Annotated in this window: 14 protein-coding genes and 1 pseudogene; 8 read left to right on the forward strand and 7 right to left on the reverse strand. The window is 69.6% G+C overall.

The window, feature by feature from the left end:
* A partial coding sequence (locus ON21_RS27960) for a TetR/AcrR family transcriptional regulator (protein WP_039802694.1) occupies window positions 1-381 on the reverse strand: 381 nt, incomplete at its 3' end.
* A gap of 94 nt (window positions 382-475) precedes the next feature.
* On the opposite strand from ON21_RS27960, the gene ON21_RS27965 reads away from it, so the two are divergent.
* The 3 genes from ON21_RS27965 (at window position 476) to ON21_RS27975 (ending at window position 3,474) form a co-directional block, all read left to right on the forward strand.
* The gene (locus tag ON21_RS27965; RefSeq protein WP_039802696.1) at window positions 476-1,438 is read left to right on the forward strand and encodes a daunorubicin resistance protein DrrA family ABC transporter ATP-binding protein; all 963 of its coding nucleotides are present in this window, start codon (window positions 476-478) and stop codon (window positions 1,436-1,438) included.
* Entirely contained in the window at window positions 1,435-2,244 is an 810-nt protein-coding gene (locus ON21_RS27970) for an ABC transporter permease (RefSeq protein WP_039802698.1), read from the forward strand. The genes ON21_RS27965 and ON21_RS27970 overlap by 4 nt, the downstream gene beginning before the upstream one ends.
* 132 nt (window positions 2,245-2,376) lie before the next feature.
* Window positions 2,377-3,474 carry a CaiB/BaiF CoA transferase family protein gene (locus ON21_RS27975; protein WP_039802700.1) on the forward strand — a complete coding sequence of 366 codons (1,098 nt, stop codon included), beginning with the start codon at window positions 2,377-2,379 and terminating at the stop codon, window positions 3,472-3,474.
* 314 nt (window positions 3,475-3,788) lie between these two features.
* On the opposite strand, the gene yczR is transcribed toward ON21_RS27975, so the two are convergent.
* Window positions 3,789-5,294: a MocR-like transcription factor YczR gene (gene yczR, locus ON21_RS27980; RefSeq protein ID WP_039802702.1), complete on the reverse strand. Its 1,506-nt coding sequence runs from the start codon at window positions 5,292-5,294 to the stop codon at window positions 3,789-3,791.
* A gap of 63 nt (window positions 5,295-5,357) precedes the next feature.
* Between yczR and ON21_RS27985 the strand changes: the two genes are divergently transcribed.
* Window positions 5,358-5,579, forward strand: a complete 222-nt coding sequence (locus ON21_RS27985) for a hypothetical protein (protein ID WP_157170990.1) — start codon at window positions 5,358-5,360, stop codon at window positions 5,577-5,579.
* A gap of 65 nt (window positions 5,580-5,644) precedes the next feature.
* Window positions 5,645-6,280, forward strand: a complete 636-nt coding sequence (locus ON21_RS27990) for a methylated-DNA--[protein]-cysteine S-methyltransferase (protein ID WP_083880937.1) — start codon at window positions 5,645-5,647, stop codon at window positions 6,278-6,280.
* Window positions 6,281-6,450: 170 nt separating this feature from the next.
* Here ON21_RS27990 and ON21_RS27995 read toward each other — a convergent pair whose 3' ends face one another.
* From ON21_RS27995 to ON21_RS28005, 3 genes are all read right to left on the reverse strand, one after another.
* A complete protein-coding gene (locus tag ON21_RS27995; protein WP_039802706.1) occupies window positions 6,451-6,732 on the reverse strand; it encodes a hypothetical protein in 282 nt (93 codons plus the stop codon).
* On the reverse strand, window positions 6,729-9,335 hold the full coding sequence (locus tag ON21_RS28000; protein ID WP_039802708.1) for a helix-turn-helix transcriptional regulator: 2,607 nt from the start codon (window positions 9,333-9,335) through the stop codon (window positions 6,729-6,731). Before ON21_RS28000 ends, ON21_RS27995 begins: the two co-directional genes overlap by 4 nt.
* Window positions 9,336-9,451: 116 nt before the next feature.
* Complete coding sequence (locus tag ON21_RS28005) at window positions 9,452-10,741, reverse strand: adenylosuccinate synthase (RefSeq protein WP_039802710.1); 1,290 nt, start codon at window positions 10,739-10,741, stop codon at window positions 9,452-9,454.
* A 281-nt stretch (window positions 10,742-11,022) separates the two neighbouring features.
* On the opposite strand from ON21_RS28005, the gene ON21_RS28010 reads away from it, so the two are divergent.
* Together ON21_RS28010 and ON21_RS28015 are read left to right on the forward strand one after the other, a co-directional pair.
* On the forward strand, window positions 11,023-11,682 hold the full coding sequence (locus tag ON21_RS28010) for a hypothetical protein (RefSeq protein ID WP_245562763.1): 660 nt from the start codon (window positions 11,023-11,025) through the stop codon (window positions 11,680-11,682).
* Entirely contained in the window at window positions 11,679-12,455 is a 777-nt protein-coding gene (locus ON21_RS28015) for a site-2 protease family protein (RefSeq protein ID WP_083880938.1), read from the forward strand. The genes ON21_RS28010 and ON21_RS28015 overlap by 4 nt, the downstream gene beginning before the upstream one ends.
* Before the next feature lie 312 nt (window positions 12,456-12,767).
* On the opposite strand, the gene ON21_RS28020 is transcribed toward ON21_RS28015, so the two are convergent.
* Both ON21_RS28020 and ON21_RS28025 read right to left on the reverse strand, forming a co-directional pair.
* A complete protein-coding gene (locus tag ON21_RS28020) occupies window positions 12,768-13,871 on the reverse strand; it encodes an FUSC family protein (protein WP_245562764.1) in 1,104 nt (367 codons plus the stop codon).
* Between the two features lie 104 nt (window positions 13,872-13,975).
* Window positions 13,976-14,419, reverse strand: a complete 444-nt coding sequence (locus ON21_RS28025) for a DUF3151 domain-containing protein (RefSeq protein ID WP_039802721.1) — start codon at window positions 14,417-14,419, stop codon at window positions 13,976-13,978.
* A 200-nt stretch (window positions 14,420-14,619) separates the two neighbouring features.
* Between ON21_RS28025 and ON21_RS38745 the strand changes: the two are divergent.
* A pseudogene (locus ON21_RS38745) lies at window positions 14,620-15,177 on the forward strand (hypothetical protein); the annotation flags it as partial.

Genomic DNA, 15,177 nt, shown 5'->3' on the forward strand with positions numbered 1-15,177 from the left:
TCGCATCGTGTGCGGGCCGAGACTCGTCGGCTGCGCGTGGATCAGCCAGCCGTGCTGCCGGTGCAGGGCTCGCGACTGCTCGGCGAGGGCGAGGACGTCGGTGCGGACATCGCCGGTGAGCGGGGGGTACTCGTATTCGGCGGCGACGCGGTCGACCATGAGCGTGATCAGGTCGTCCTTGCCGTCGACGTATCGGTACAGCGAGGCGGCGGCGGTGCCCAGATTCCCCGCGACCCGGCGCATCGACACGGCGCGCAGGCCATCCTGGTCGGCGAGCCGGATGCAGGCGTCGGCCAGTTGCTCGAGGGTGTAACCGGGACGCGGCCCCGGCTTCGGGCTGTCGCCGCGCGACCACAAGGCGGCCCGGGGATCGTGCGTCATGCCAGTCAGGATGCACCATCCGGGTAGTTGCGAACACCGTTAGCAAACAAGTACCGTGTAATTGCGAACATTGTTCACAATTGAAGGGGTTGCGATGTACGCCATCGAAGCCGAGGCTTTGACCAAGCGATATGCCGGACGCACCGTGGTGGACGGAGTGGATCTGCACGTGCGGGCGGGCCATGTCCACGCACTGCTCGGACCGAACGGTTCCGGCAAGACCACGACCGTGCGCATGCTGGCGACGCTGCTGCGTCCGACATCCGGCTCGGCCCGGATCCTCGGCTTCGACACCGTGCGGGAGACCGAGCGGGTGCAGCGGCACATCGGGTTGGTCGGGCAATTCCACGCCGTCGACCCGCGCCTCACCGGGACCGAGAACCTCACGATGTTCGCGCGCCTGAACGGACTGCGCGCCACCGCCGCACGCAAGCACGTTGCGGAACTGCTGGAGCGATTCGATCTCACCGCGGCGAGCGACCGGCCGGTCCGGACCTACTCCGGCGGCATGCGCAGGCGCCTGGACATCGTCGCGGGCATGGTGGTGCGACCCGAGGTGCTTTTCCTGGACGAACCGACCACCGCCCTGGACCCGCGCAGCCGCAACGAGATCTACCGCTACATAGAGGATTTCGTGCACGAAGGCACCACGGTGGTGCTGACCACCCAGTACCTCGATGAGGCCGACCGGCTGGCCGACGCCATCACCATCCTGGACACGGGCCGAGTCATCGCGGAGGGCACGCCCGAGGAGATCGCGCGCACCGCGGGGACCGGGCTCGACGTCGTCGTGGTCGATCCCGCTCGCACCGCCGACGTCGCGGCGGTGGTCGGGCGATTCGGCGGCAGGCTCACCGGTTCCGCGCAGACACCACCGGATCCGGCGCTGCGCTTGTCGTTCACGTTCGACGACGACACCGAGATCACGCTGCTGCCCGTACTGCGCGCGCTCGACGCGGAAGACATCGCGGTGCACGACATCGGCCGCCGCAGCGCCACCCTCGACGACGCATTCCTCGCCCTCACCGGCCACGCCGAGGAAAGGACCCCCGCATGAACTCCGACACCTCCCGCACCACTTCGGCAGTGGCGGGCACCTGGATCATGTTCCTGCGCATCGTCGCGATGTACCGGAACTCGCCGGGGTTGTTCGCCATCACCCTCGCCGCGCCATTGAGCATGATGCTGCTGTTCGGCTTCGTCTTCGGCGGCGCGCTCGCCGGCGGCGTGGACGCCTCGGTCTACCGGTCCTACCTGACACCGGGCGTTCTCGTCCTGGTCGCGGCCATGGGATTGCTCGCCACCGCCCCCACCGCGAACGCCGACCTGCGCAGCGGCCTGACCGACCGGGTGCGCGCGTTGCCCGTTCACCCGATCGCCGCGCCGGCGGGTTTCGTCCTCGCCGAGACCGTCACCGGCGGACTGGCCCTGATCGTCATGGCCGCGGCGGACTATCTGGCGGGATGGCGGGTCGACGCGTCGCCGGTGGATATCGCGCTCGCGGCCCTGCTGCTGCTCGCCTTCCGGTACGCGCTGGCCTGGCTCGGGACGTGGTTGGGCACGGCGGTGCGCGACGAGCAGATGCTGCAACAGGTTGCTCCGCTCGTCTTCGCGGCGATCATGTTCTCCAACGTCTTCGTTCCGATCGAGACGATGCCGGGCGCGGTGCGCACGATCGCCGAATGGAACCCGGTCAGCGCCGTCGTCGCGGCGCTGCGGCAACTGTTCGGCCTACCGGCGACCGCGGCGGCGGACTCCGCCTGGACGATGCGCCATCCCGTCGCGTCGGCCTTCATCTGGATCGCCGCGCTGCTCGCCGTGTCGATTCCCACCGCGGTGCGACGCTACGCGCCGGCTCGATAGCCGGTGGCCACGCTTCCGGGTGATACGCGCCGCGGCGTTATTGTCATACTGTCAATACACCCCTCCCGGTCGCCTCCGGGAGGACGCACCGGCCGCCGGTGCGCTGGATCGAACGACGAACCGAGGTAGGGCGTGAGCACTCCATCCACCGCCAAGCAGGGCCCGCTCGCGGGCATCAAGGTCATCGAGCTGGCCGGGATCGGCCCCGGTCCGCACGCCGCGCTGCTGCTCGCCGATCTGGGCGCCGACGTGGTGCGGGTGCAGCGGGCCGGCCAGCTGCCCGGCGGGTTCGACCGTCCGCAGCTGCGCGGCCGGACCATCGTCGAGGCCAACCTCAAGGACCCCGCCGACATCGAGAAGGTACTCGGCCTCGTCGAGAAGGCGGACGTGCTGATCGAGGGCTTCCGCCCCGGCGTCACCGAGCGGCTCGGCATCGGCCCGGACGACGCGCTCGCCCGCAACCCGCGGCTGGTCTACGGGCGGATGACCGGCTGGGGACAGGAGGGCCCGCTGGCCGACCGCGCGGGACACGACATCAACTACATCTCCATCACCGGGGTGCTGCACGCCATCGGCCGCAAGGGGGAACGACCGGTTCCGCCGCTGAACATGGTGGGCGATTTCGGCGGCGGCTCGATGTTCCTGGTGTTCGGCATCCTCGCCGCGCTGGTCGAGCGACAGCAGTCCGGCAAGGGCCAGGTGATCGACGCGGCCATGGTCGATGGCGCCCTTGCCCTTTCGCACATGATCTGGGGCATGCGCGGCGCGGGCGCCTGGTCCGACGAGCGTGGCGTGAACCTGCTCGACACCGGAATGTCGTTCTACGACACGTACGAAACCTCCGACGGCAAGTACATGGCGGTCGGCGCGATCGAACCGCAGTTCTACGCCCAGTTGCTCGCCGGGTTGGAGATCGAGGCGGAGGGCCTGCCCTTCCAGCTCGACCCCGCCGGACAGGAAGCGCTGAAAAAGCTTTTCGCCGAACGCTTCCGGACCAAGACCCGGGACGAATGGACCGAAATCTTCGTCGGCACCGACGCGTGCGTCTCCCCCGTGCTCACGTTCGAGGAGGCGACGCGCAACGAGCACATCGCGGCACGCGGCTCCTTGCTGGAACTGGAAGACATCACCCAGCACGCTCCCGCGCCGCGATTCTCCCGCACTCCGAACGGGATTCCCACCCCGCCGCCAACCACCGCCACCCCGATCGATGCGGTCTGGGCCGAGTGAGCACCGGGCGGGGTGGCGATGCGCCGCCCCGCCCCGCCGCCGATAATTGAAACTTGTAACATACCAACCGGTTCGACAGTTGGGCACCGAGCCTGCCATACTGTCCGCGAGCTGGCGGCTTTCGAGAATCGCGAACCTCGTCCGGTCCGCTCCTTGACCGCCGCTCGAGCTGGAGGCCTCCGCGCCGTGCGAGCTTCTGCACACCGCCCGAGCACGACGAGGGCCAGCCCCGAGGGGTGGCCGGCCGATCGTGCTCGGCGGTGCTCGGAGGGGACATACCGCCGGCGGAGGTCCTCCCAAACGGCGAAATCGCCTCAGTAGCAGGTCAACGGCGTCAACGGGTCCGCGGCGCGCGGCGTGAGCGCAGCATAGGCGGACGCGATGGATTTGACCGCCAAACGCAATTCGGGTTCCCGGTGCGTGAACGGCAGCCGCAGGAACCGTTCGAACGCCCCTTGCACGCCGAATCGAGGGCCGGCCGCGAGCAATACGCCGTGATTGGGAGCCGTGGCGGCCAGCGCCGTGGACACCGAGGTCGGCAGTTGTGCCCACACCGACATACCGCCCGCGCCTACGGTGACGCGCCAATCCGGCAGTTCCTCGGCGAGCGTGTCGAGCAACGCGGCGCGCTGCGAACGCAACTGGTCCCGGCGGCGGTCGAGAATCACCTCCGCGTGCTCGAGCAGGTGCACGGTCGCCAGCTGATCCATCACGGGGGTGCCGAGGTCGACCGTGGAGCGGATGCCGAGCAACTTGGTGATCAGCGCCTGGTTGGTCCGGATCCAGCCGACGCGCAGACCGCCCCAGAACGATTTCGAGGCCGAACCGATGGTCACGATCTCGGAGCCTCTGGCGAAGGCGGCGACCGGCGGTTGCGGCACGTCGCCATCGAGCCCGAGATCCGCCATGGACTCGTCGATGACGATGGTCATCCTGGTATCCCTGGCGATGGCGGCCAGTTCGGCGCGGCCGTCGGCGTCGAGCAGCAGGCCGGTCGGGTTGTTGTAGTCCGGCACCAGGTAGGCCAGACTGGCCGCGGTCTGCCGCGCGGCACTGCGGATACCGTCCAGATCCCAGCCGCCCGCCGGGTCCTCCGGGCGCAGCGGCACCGGCACCGGCCGGGCGCCGACGTCGCGAATCGCCTCGATGGCGTTCGGATAGGTCGGATGGTCGATGAGCACCCGGGCGGCGGGCGCCGTGAGCACGTTCAGCAGCAGGCGCAGGCCGTGCTGGGCGCCGAGGGTGACCAGGATCTGCTCGGGCTCGGTCGGCAGCCCGCGCGCGGTGTAGCGGCGGGCGATCGCCTCGCGCAGCGCGAGCACACCTACCGGATCCATGCCGTGCGTGCCGAGGTAGGCGGGAATTCCCTCCAGCGCAGCGGAATACGCGTCCTGCATCTCCAGCGGAGCGGCCATGGCGGCGTAGGTCATGTCGATGGTGGGCAGTTCCGGCGAGGCCATCATCGCCAGGATGCTGCGCGCCGGTTTGACGCCGTCGTGCTGCACGTCGCGGGGCAGGGCCACCGTGCTGCGCGAGCCCTGGCGGCTGATCAGGTAGCCGTGCTCGCGCAACAGCGCGTAGGTGGAGGTGATGGTGGTGCGACTGACCCCGAGGGTGGCGGCGAGATCCCGTTCGCTGGGCAAGGCGACGCCCAGGGGCGCGCGCCCGTCGTGGATCAGCAGCCGGATGCCCTCGGCGAGCGCCAAGTAGGCCGGGCGGGTGGAGCGCCGCCCGGCTGAATCCGGATCACCGTCGTGCGCGTGCCGCCAATGGCCCAGATCGCGAGCCAGGCTGCCCGCGCCGATCACTCTTGTCGCCATACGGTCCAGTATCGACCGATTGGATATTTATTGGCAAGGCCAGTGGCGCGCACGCTGACGGACATGACCGCCTTCGCCACCCTGCTCCTGACCGCACTGATCGGCTGCCTGATCTACCGATTCGCGCCGGAACGCGACACGCGCACCTTCCGCCTCGAACGCTTCCACCCCGGTACGCCGATGTCCGACCAACCCCTCTCGTACTACGACCACCAGCGGAGATACTCCGATCTCGTCGCGATCCACGGCCGTGGCGACGCACCGGACCCGGGCGCGGTGGATTAAGGCCAGTTCCGAAAGACTGGACTGCTCATTGCGAACTTGTCGGTCCCGCGGTGCAGACTTGGCGCATGAGTGACGCCACTCGCCTCGCCACCGATCATCCGGCGATCGAGGCCACCGAGCCCGTGGCCTCCGGTCGTCCCGCGCCGGCCCGCCCGGTCGCGGCGGCCCTGTTCGACACCGCGATCGGCTACTGCGCGATCGCGTGGAGCGAGCACGGTGTGATCCGATTCCAGTTGCCAGAGGCGAACCCGGCCGCCACTCGGGCGCGCATCACCCGCGGCCGCGCCGGACATCCGGGCGGACAGGTCCACGAAGAAGCGCCGACCGAGGCCGTCGCCGCGGCCATCGCGGGCATCCGCGCCCACCTCGCGGGCGAACTCGACGACCTGCGCTGGATCGCCGTGGACACCAGCGGAATCCCGGAATTCCACCGCGCCGTCTACGCCGTCACCCGCGCCATCGATCCGGGCCACACCCTCAGCTACGGCCAGGTCGCCCACCGTGTGGGCGCCCCCGGCGGCGCGCAGGCCGTCGGTCAGGCCTTGGGCCGCAACCCGATCCCGCTGATCATCCCGTGCCACCGCGTCCTGGCCGCCGACCACGCCCTGCACGGATTCTCCGCCCCCGGCGGCATCGACACCAAACAGCACCTACTGACCATCGAGCGCACACCGGGTTTCGGCGAGCCCACTTTGTTCTGAGCAAGTCGACGTTCCCACTCCGGTCATCGCCGGGAGCAAAACCGACGCGATTGCTCCGGGAAGGAGCTCGCGTCGCCGCCGCAGTACTTCCCGACACCGTTTCCGGGAGATTCCCCGGCCCAGCCACGATCCGAACATCGGGCTCCTCGCCCCGCCGGGTAGTTCGCGGCTCAGTCCATGGGATGCGCGCGGAAGAATTCGCACGCGTCTCCCGTGATGTAGCCGTCCTCGCAGCCGAAGTAAGTCTGGATGCAGGCGTTCGTCGAGCAGCCGAGTTCGATCAGCTTCTGCCTGATCCGGGCGCTGCGCTCCTGGGGCGACTCGGTCTTCGGAGTGGTCACCGAGGGACGCGCCGAACTGGTGACCGGTTGCGGTTGCCCGTCGGAGCACCCGGCGGCCAGGGCGAGTCCGGCCGCCAGTACAGCGATCAGCGTGGTCGGTCGCAAGGTCACCCTCCGCTTCCGGACTCACCGCGCATCAGCGCGCCGAGGGACTCGCGATCGGTGACGTCCATCTTGATGCAGGCCCGGTAGAGATGGCCTTCGACGGTGCGCACCGAGACGGTGAGCCGGTCGGCGATCTGCCGGTTGGACAGGCCCGCGGCGACGAGGTTGGCGATCTCGCGTTCCCGCGCGGTCAAGGGCAAGGGCTGCGCGGCCTGCCGCAGCGCCGGGGTGCTCGCTCCGCCGCAGGCCGCGGCGAGCCGGTTGGCCATGGCGGCGGACTCCAGCAACTTGCGCCGATCCCCGGCTCGCTCGTGCGCCGACGCGGCCTGCGCCGCGGCGTCGGCGGCCGACAACAGCGCGCCGATCCGCTCGAATTCGGCTGCGGCCGCGTCCAGCCCGGGTCCGTCGTGGGCGGCGAGCGCCACCGCGTGCCGCGCCTGCGCCTGCACCAGCCGCCCCTCCACTCGATCGGCCAGCTCCGCCAGTCGTCCGGACACGGAGTGGTCGCCGAAGCGGGCCGCGGTGTGCAGTGCCATGGCCTCGATGGCGTGCTGATGCGAACGTGCGGCGGCGTCGGCGGCGCCCACCGCGATCCGGATGGCGGGCGTCACGGTTCCCTCGGCGGCGGCCAGCCAGGCGCGGGCCACTTCCAGCTGCGGTTCGTACACGGCGCTGTGCCTGCCGCCCCGCGCGGTGGCGTCCGCGATCGACTCGGCGGCCTCGGCGGCCCGCCCGAGCGCCGAGTACGCTTCCGCCAGCCGAATTCTCGCGGGGAACATCCAGGCGGCCGCGCCCTCGGCGGCCAATGCGGCAAGGGCCTGTTCCAGATTGTCGATGCCGTCCAGGAACCGGCCCTGCGCCACATCGACGGTGCCTTGCAGGATCTTCGACATGCCCCAGGCCAGATACTGACCCGGCGAGGAGTAACCGACGAACGCTCCCGCGCAGCGCCGTGCGGCCTCCAGCTCTCCGGCGAAGGTCAAGGCGAGCACCTCGGCGTGCGTGGACATGAAGCGGTTGAGCCCGTCGATGTGCTCTTCCACTTCGTGCCCGCGAGCCGCGTACTGCCTGGCCGCCGCGCCCTTGCCCATCAACGCCGACGCCAGGCCCCCGCCGAACGACGCCCACCACACCGCCCACGGCGGTGCGCCGTCGGCGGACATCACGGTCTCCGCCTCGGCGATCGCGTCGTCGACCCGGTTCTCGTTGACCAGACTCGCGGACGCCAGACCGGTGAAGATGGCCGCGATCTTCGGATGCCGCACCTTCCCGCGCACCAGCTTCAGCACCTCGTCGGCGCGATCGGCATCGCCCATGGCCCACAACAGGTTCGCCACCCTGGTGCTGCCCCAGCGCGCCAGCTGCACCTCGTCGAGCTGGTCGGGGTCGAAGCTGGCCAAGGTGCGCTCGGCCTCGATCCGGTGCCCCTGCCACAGCAGGGCGCGCGCCAGCAGGTCGGCGGCCTCCACACCGCCGCGCCGCTCCACCGCGGCGCGGGCGAAGCGCTCGCCCAGCGGCAGATTCGCCAAGCCGATAGCGTCGGCCGCGGCCGCCTCGAACAATTCCAGATCCGCGGATTTGTCACTGTCCAGCGCCAATTCGGCCAGACGGATGCGGTCGGCGGCGGAATTTATCCGGCGTTCCCGCAGCGACGAATACAACCTGCCGCGCAGCCGCCGCGCCGAGGCGATGCCGAGCCTGCGCCGGATCACTTCGCCGAACAGCGGGTGGTTGTAGCGCACGATCAGCTCTTGGGAATTCTCCACCACCCGGATCACGCCGCGCGTTTCGGCGGCTTCCACCGCGTCCTCGCCGGCCAATTCGGCGAGGACGTCGAGATCGATCGGCTCGCAGAAGGTCAGCAGTTCCAGCACCCGCAGCACCGGCTCGGGCAACTGCTCGACCCGGTCCTCCAGCAGCGCGGCCAGCTCCGAGGTCACCGCCGCGCGCCCCCGCAGTTGCCACACGCCGTTCACCTGACGCAGCGTGCCCGCCTCCAGCGCACCCTCCACCAAATGCCGCAGGAACAGCGCGTTTCCGGCGGACGACTCCCACATCAGATTGGCGGTGAACCCCTCGAGCTGCCCGCCGAGCATCGACTCCACCAGCTCGACGCTCTGGCGCTGGGTGAACGGGCGCAGGTCGATGCGCGTCAGGTGGCCGTCTTTCCACAGTGAGGTGACCGCGTCCGGCACCGGGACTCCGCTGCGCACGGTGACCACGATGTGCGCGGCTTTGTCGATGGCCAGTTGCAGCAACAGCGTGGCGGAGAGCTGATCGAGCAGATGCGCGTCGTCGACGCCGATCACCGTGTCCCCGTCGGCGAGCAGCGCCTCACGCGCCGCCGACATGAACGTGACCGGGTCGTGCGCCGTGTAGACGCCGACCATGTGCGCGAACACTCCCAGCGGAATGCTGCGCGCCGACTCGGTGCCCGCCACCCAGCGGACATTGCCGCCGATCGCGGAGGTGGCGTGCCGGGCCAGGGTGGTCTTGCCCACCCCGGCGTCGCCGGTCAGTACCACGCCGACGTGCTCCGAACCGGTCAGCGCCGCACGGATCGCCTCGAATTCGCTCTCGCGCTCGATCATCGGCCAGTTCCGAGCCATGCTCTAACTGTAGTTCTTCACCGATCATGATCGAAGCCGAGCGAGCACGATAGATGTGGCGAATTTTCGGTGATCTTGCCGAATTTCCGCTGGCACACGCGGAATTCGAACAGGTTCTAGCCGAGCACGTCGTGCCGGACGATGGTCTGATCCCGCCCGGGACCCACGCCGATGCAAGAAATACGGGCGCCGGAAAGTTCCTCCAAACGCAACACGTACGCCTGCGCGTTGGCGGGCAGTTCCTCGAAGGTGCGCGCGCCGGAAATGTCTTCCCACCAACCGGGCATTTGCTCGAAAACGGGCTTCGCGTGATGGAATTCGGTCTGTGTGGTCGGCATCTGCTCGACCCGTTCGCCGTCGACCTCGTAGGCGACGCAGATCGGCACCGTCTCCAAACTGGATAGAACGTCCAGTTTGGTGAGGAAGTAGTCGGTGATGCCGTTGACCCTGGTGGCGTAGCGCGCGATCACCGCGTCGAACCAGCCGCAGCGGCGGGCGCGCCCGGTGGTGACGCCGACCTCGCCGCCGGTCTTGGCCAGGTAGGCGCCGAACTCGTCGAACAGCTCGGTCGGGAACGGTCCGGAACCGACGCGGGTGGTGTAGCACTTCAGGATGCCGAGCACCGTGTTGATCTTGTTGGGTCCGATGCCCGCGCCGACCGCCGCGCCGCCCGAAGTCGGGTTCGACGACGTTACGTAGGGGTAGGTGCCGTGGTCGACGTCGAGCAAGGTGCCCTGCGAGCCCTCCAGCAGGACCGTCTCACCGCGCTCGAGGGCCAGGTTCAGCTGCAGCCTGGTGTCGGCGATCCGATGCTTGAAACTGTCCGCCTGGGTCAGCACCTCGTCCACCACCTGCTGCGGGTCCAGCGCGCGGCGGTTGTAGATCTTGACCAGCACCTGGTTCTTGAACTCGAGCGCCGCCTCGACCTTCTGGGTGAGGATCTTCTCGTCCAGCACGTCGGCGACGCGCACGCCGACGCGGGCCACCTTGTCCTGGTAGCACGGCCCGATGCCGCGGCCGGTGGTGCCGATCTTCTTGTTGCCGAGGAAACGTTCGGTGACCTTATCGATGGCCACGTGGTACGGCATGATCAGGTGGGCGTCGGCCGAGAGCAGCAGCCCCGAGGTGTCGACGCCCCGCTGCTCCAGCCCCGCCAGCTCGTCCAGCAGCACGCCGGGATCCACGACGACACCGTTGCCGATGACATTCGTCACGCCAGGGGTCAGGATGCCGGAGGGGATCAGGTGCAGGGCGAAGTTGTCGCCGTTGGGCAGCACCACGGTGTGACCCGCGTTGTTGCCGCCTTGGTACCGGACCACCCAGTTCACCCGACCACCGAGGAGATCGGTTGCTTTGCCCTTCCCTTCGTCGCCCCACTGGGCGCCGATCAGGACGATTGCCGGCATGGTCGTGTCTCCTACGGTTCGACAGGCAACACTGATGTGTTGCAGCTACCTGCCGTACTGAGGCGGTGGCCGGAAGCACAGTCTAGCCGACCCGTCCCCGGCGGCATCGCAGCGGATCTCGTCGTAGGCTCGACAACCGTGTGGTCGCGGCCGGGCAGGGCTATGGTTGCACGGCACGCCGAGCGGCAGCGCGGCGGGCACGGGCGAACCGCAGCGGGTTCGCAGGCCAATGGCGAGGGGCCCGACGGTGTCGGCTCGAACCGAGGAGGGTGTACGGCAGCTTGAGTACCCATGTTCTCCGCTGCGACGGCGCCCCCGTCCCCATCGCGCTCGCGGCCCTGCCGACCACCCAGACGGCCGTCGTCCCCGATCCCGCCGTGATCGATGAGCTGCTCCCCGTGCTGGCCGCCGACAGCCTGCCGCGCCTGATCGTGCTGGGTGACGACGCCGCGCTGGCCGCGGTGCTCACCCATCTGATGCGCACCGAGCGCCTGCACGTGGAGATCGGGTACGTGCCGGTCGAGAAGACCTACGCCTCGCGCGCCTACCAGACCGGGACCGGCAACGCCGCCGCCAAGCGCGCCATCAATGGCCGCGCCGTGGAGACGCCGCTGGTTCGCGACGACACCGGCAAGGTGCTCGCGGGCCGGGCGGTGATCACCGGCATCGGCGGCGAGCGGCTCGCCGGCGAGGCCTACGTCGACGACGCGCTGCTGTTCTCCGGGGAGGTGACGGCGATGCTCGTCTCCCCGTGCCTGGAACCGCCCGGTGTGCGGGCGACCGTGCGGCGAAGGTTCCGCAAACGACGCTGGGTGGAGGGGCGAGCGGCGCAGCTCGGCACCCCCGGCGCGATCGTGACCAGGGACGGCATCCGCACCGATCGCCCGGTGCCGCGCTCGAGTTTCTACCGCCATCACGAACCCTGGCTGCTGGTGCGATGAGTTCTGCCCTGAACCGCAGATCGCGTTCGGTCCGGCCGAGCCCGGTGTTCCTGCTCGTGGTGGTCGTGACCGCGGTCGGCGGCGCGCTGGCCTGGGACGCCCCGCTGGACTCCACCAGGGCCAAGGCAGGCGTGTTCGTCTTCGTGGTGTTCGGCTGGGTGGTCTCGCTGTGCCTGCACGAGTTCGCGCACGCGTACTCGGCGTGGCGCGCGGGTGATCGCGAGGTGGAGTTGCGCGGCTATCTGACGCTCAATCCGCTGAAGTACAGTCATCCGCTGCTGTCGATCGTGTTGCCGATGGTGTTCATCGCGCTCGGCGGGATCGGCTTGCCCGGCGGCGCGGTCTACGTGCACACGCACGATGTCGCGCCACGCACGCAGCGGATCATCAGCGGCGCGGGACCCGCCGTGAACGCGCTGTGCGCCGTGCTGCTGCTGGTGACGGTCCGGATCTGGGGTAGCTCCGCCACGCACGCCGCGTTCTGGTTCGGCGTCAGTTTCCTTGCCTTCCTGCAGATCACGGCGACGCTGCTGAACCTGGTGCCACTGCCGGGACTGGACGGCTACGGCATCGTCGAGCCGTCGTTGAGCTACCAGACCAGGCGCTCGCTCGACCAGTTCAAGCCGTTCGGCATGCTGATCCTGTTCGCGCTGCTGTTCACCCCCGCGATCAACGAGGTGTTCTTCGACGCGGTGTACGCGCTGTTCGAACTGTCCGGCGTTCCGTCGAATTGGTCGCGCTACGGCGGCTACCTGACCCGATTCTGGACCTGATCTCCGGCACACGCGCTACGGGTTGGCGCGGGGCCGCCCGAGTCGGTTCACCGGGCGGCCCCGCTTCTTCGCCGCTTCCGATCCGCCCCACCTCCCAGCTGCCACACCCTCTGGCCGGAAGGCCCTTTCGTCCACGTGCGAAGTGGTCGACCGCGATACCCCGCGACTCGCGGTCACATCGCAAAGCTACGGCGCGACCACGCGCGGAACCCGAGTAGCGGACTACCCGAAGATCGAACTTCCGCCGCGGCGCGCCGGGCGCGGACCACGGTGGCCGGCGAAAATGTCCGAATACCGCTGAGTAGTAAGGGTTCAGACCTGGGGCTGCACGTAGGGGTTCTTGACCGTCGGCGGCAGCAGGGCAATCGCCGAGATACGTTGTACGCCACACACCTGCATCAGGTCTACCAGCGTCGAACGCACCTGGGCGAAGACGACGTGCGCCGAAAGGCCCGCGCCGGTTACCAGTTCCGGGCGCGCGCCCTTCGCGACCGAGCGCAGTACGCGGGCCGCCTCGGCGCGGTCGGGCTGCTCGCCCGGGTCGGCGAGCATCATCCGGCGCACCACGTCGACGGCCTGGCCGAGGCGCTCCACTTCGTCGATCAAACCGGGGTGGAGGATTTCGTCGTCGCGTACCAGAGTCAGCGAGCGCCGCAACAGAACTCGGGTGTTGCGGATGGCGTTGTCCAGCGGATCCGCCGTGGCCCTGATGCGTTCGAGCCGGGGACGGGAATTCCAGTACAGCGGCGAGATGCGGCTGATCTCGCGGCCGCCTTCCAGGGTGGCGCGCAAGGAGTCGATCTGCGGCTGCGTGGCGCGCATCGCGGTGAGCGCGTGGTGCAGCTTCTCCGGATCCTGTTCGAGCAGTCCATCGGCGCATTCGGTGATGGACCTGCCCATCACGGCGAGGATGTCCGCGGCGAGCGTCCGCGCTCTGCGCACGGGATGCAGGGGGATCGCGGCGACCACCACCACACCGACCAGACCGCCAACCAAGGCGTCGATCATGCGGGAGAGTCCGCCGCCCGCCGAGGGCGGCAGCAACGTCGCTACCAGCACGGCGGAGCCCGCCGCCTGCACGGTGATGACCGGACCGCCGTCCAAGAACACCGCAGCGGCCATGGCGACCGCGACCACCAGCGCGATCTGCCACACGCCGGTACCGACGCGGGAGATGAACAGATCGCCGATGCCGATGCCGACCGCGACCCCGACCACCAGTTCCACCGAGCGACGCAGCCGCGCGCCGAAGGAGATGCCCATCGACACCACGGCGGCCGTCGGCGCGAAGAACGGCAGCGCGTGGCCGATGACGTGATGCGCGAGGAACCAGGCCAGCGCGGCGCCGACCGAACACTGGACGATCGGCAGTATCGATCGGCGCAGCCGCGCCCACGAGGTGCGCAATCTCGCCATGCCGCTCGCGCGGGCCACGCCGATCCGGGACCTCGGGTCGAACGCACCCGTCACCCGGCCGCTACCTCTCATCGATTCGCTACGCGGTGCTCCGATCACTACGACTAATCGAGACCGAGCTCCGCGGCCGCCCGGGGGTCGCAGTCTTCCAGCAGGTCGAGGCAGCGAGCGTACTCGTCGGTCTCGCCGATCACCTTGGCGGCGCGGGCCAGCGCGCCGACACTGCGCAGGAAGCCGCGATTGGGCTCGTGGCTCCACGGCACCGGACCGAAGCCCTTCCAGCCGTTGCGGCGCAGCAGGTCGAGGCCGCGGTGGTAGCCGGTGCGGGCGAACGCGTACGCGGCGACGATGTCGTGGTTGATCGCCTCGTCCTCGGCTTCGCCCCGGGACAGCGCCGCCTCGGCGAGGTGCGCCCAGGCGATCGAGGCGGCGGGGTGCTCGGCCGCGACCCGCACCGGATCGGCGCCGTCGAGGAGCGCGTCCTCGGCGTCGGAGATTTCTGGTAGCAATACCGGTTGCGGTCCGAGCAGGTCACCGAACGAGGTCATGCGGTTCATTGTGCACCGCACGACGGTTTGCTCGACAGGCGACCGTCTCGCCTCCGCTCGCAAGCGCGCAGGTCGCACCCGGAGGTCACGTGGCGGGCCTGCGATCGTTCCGCTCGACGTGGGCTGATGCCGGACTTCGCCGGGCCGCGCCCATTAGGCTGGCCGTCGAGTTCAACAGTTCCGCTTAGCGAGGGGTGTGCGTGTCCGACCCGAACGACGAGAAGAGCGCGGCGCGAGGCAGCGCCGGACCGGCCGACGCCGCTGCCGGGGCCGACGCACGCCCTGACGCCGCCACCGAACGTATCCCGGCCTCGGACAAGAGCGGTCCGGCTGCGTCGGCTGCTCCCACCGAGCGCATCGCCAAGGCGCAGCGACCGGGTGCGACGCCGTCCGGCGGTGCCGGCGCGACCACCTCGGGCCCAGCCGCGGCGCGATCGAAGGCGGACGCGAGCACCGGTGATCCGGCCCCCGGCGCATCCCGCGCCGGGCAGCCGAAACAGGCGCCCGGTGGCGGTCCGGTCTCCGGGAAAGACGCGACCGCGGCCACGGCGGGCGCGAAACCGGCCAACGGTCCAGCGCGCGGTACGAACTCACCCGCCTCCACCGCCATGAATACGGGCGGCTCCGCATCCACGGGTAGCGCGGGCGCCGCACCGCAGGCTTCGACGCCGTCCGGCGGCCCGAAGTCCGCGGCCTCCGGAAACCAGGCGAACGCCACCAACCGGCCCGCTCCCGCCAACTCCAAGGCGGCCGGGACC

This window comes from Nocardia araoensis NBRC 100135, assembly GCF_000308435.1.
Lineage (GTDB): Bacteria > Actinomycetota > Actinomycetes > Mycobacteriales > Mycobacteriaceae > Nocardia > Nocardia araoensis.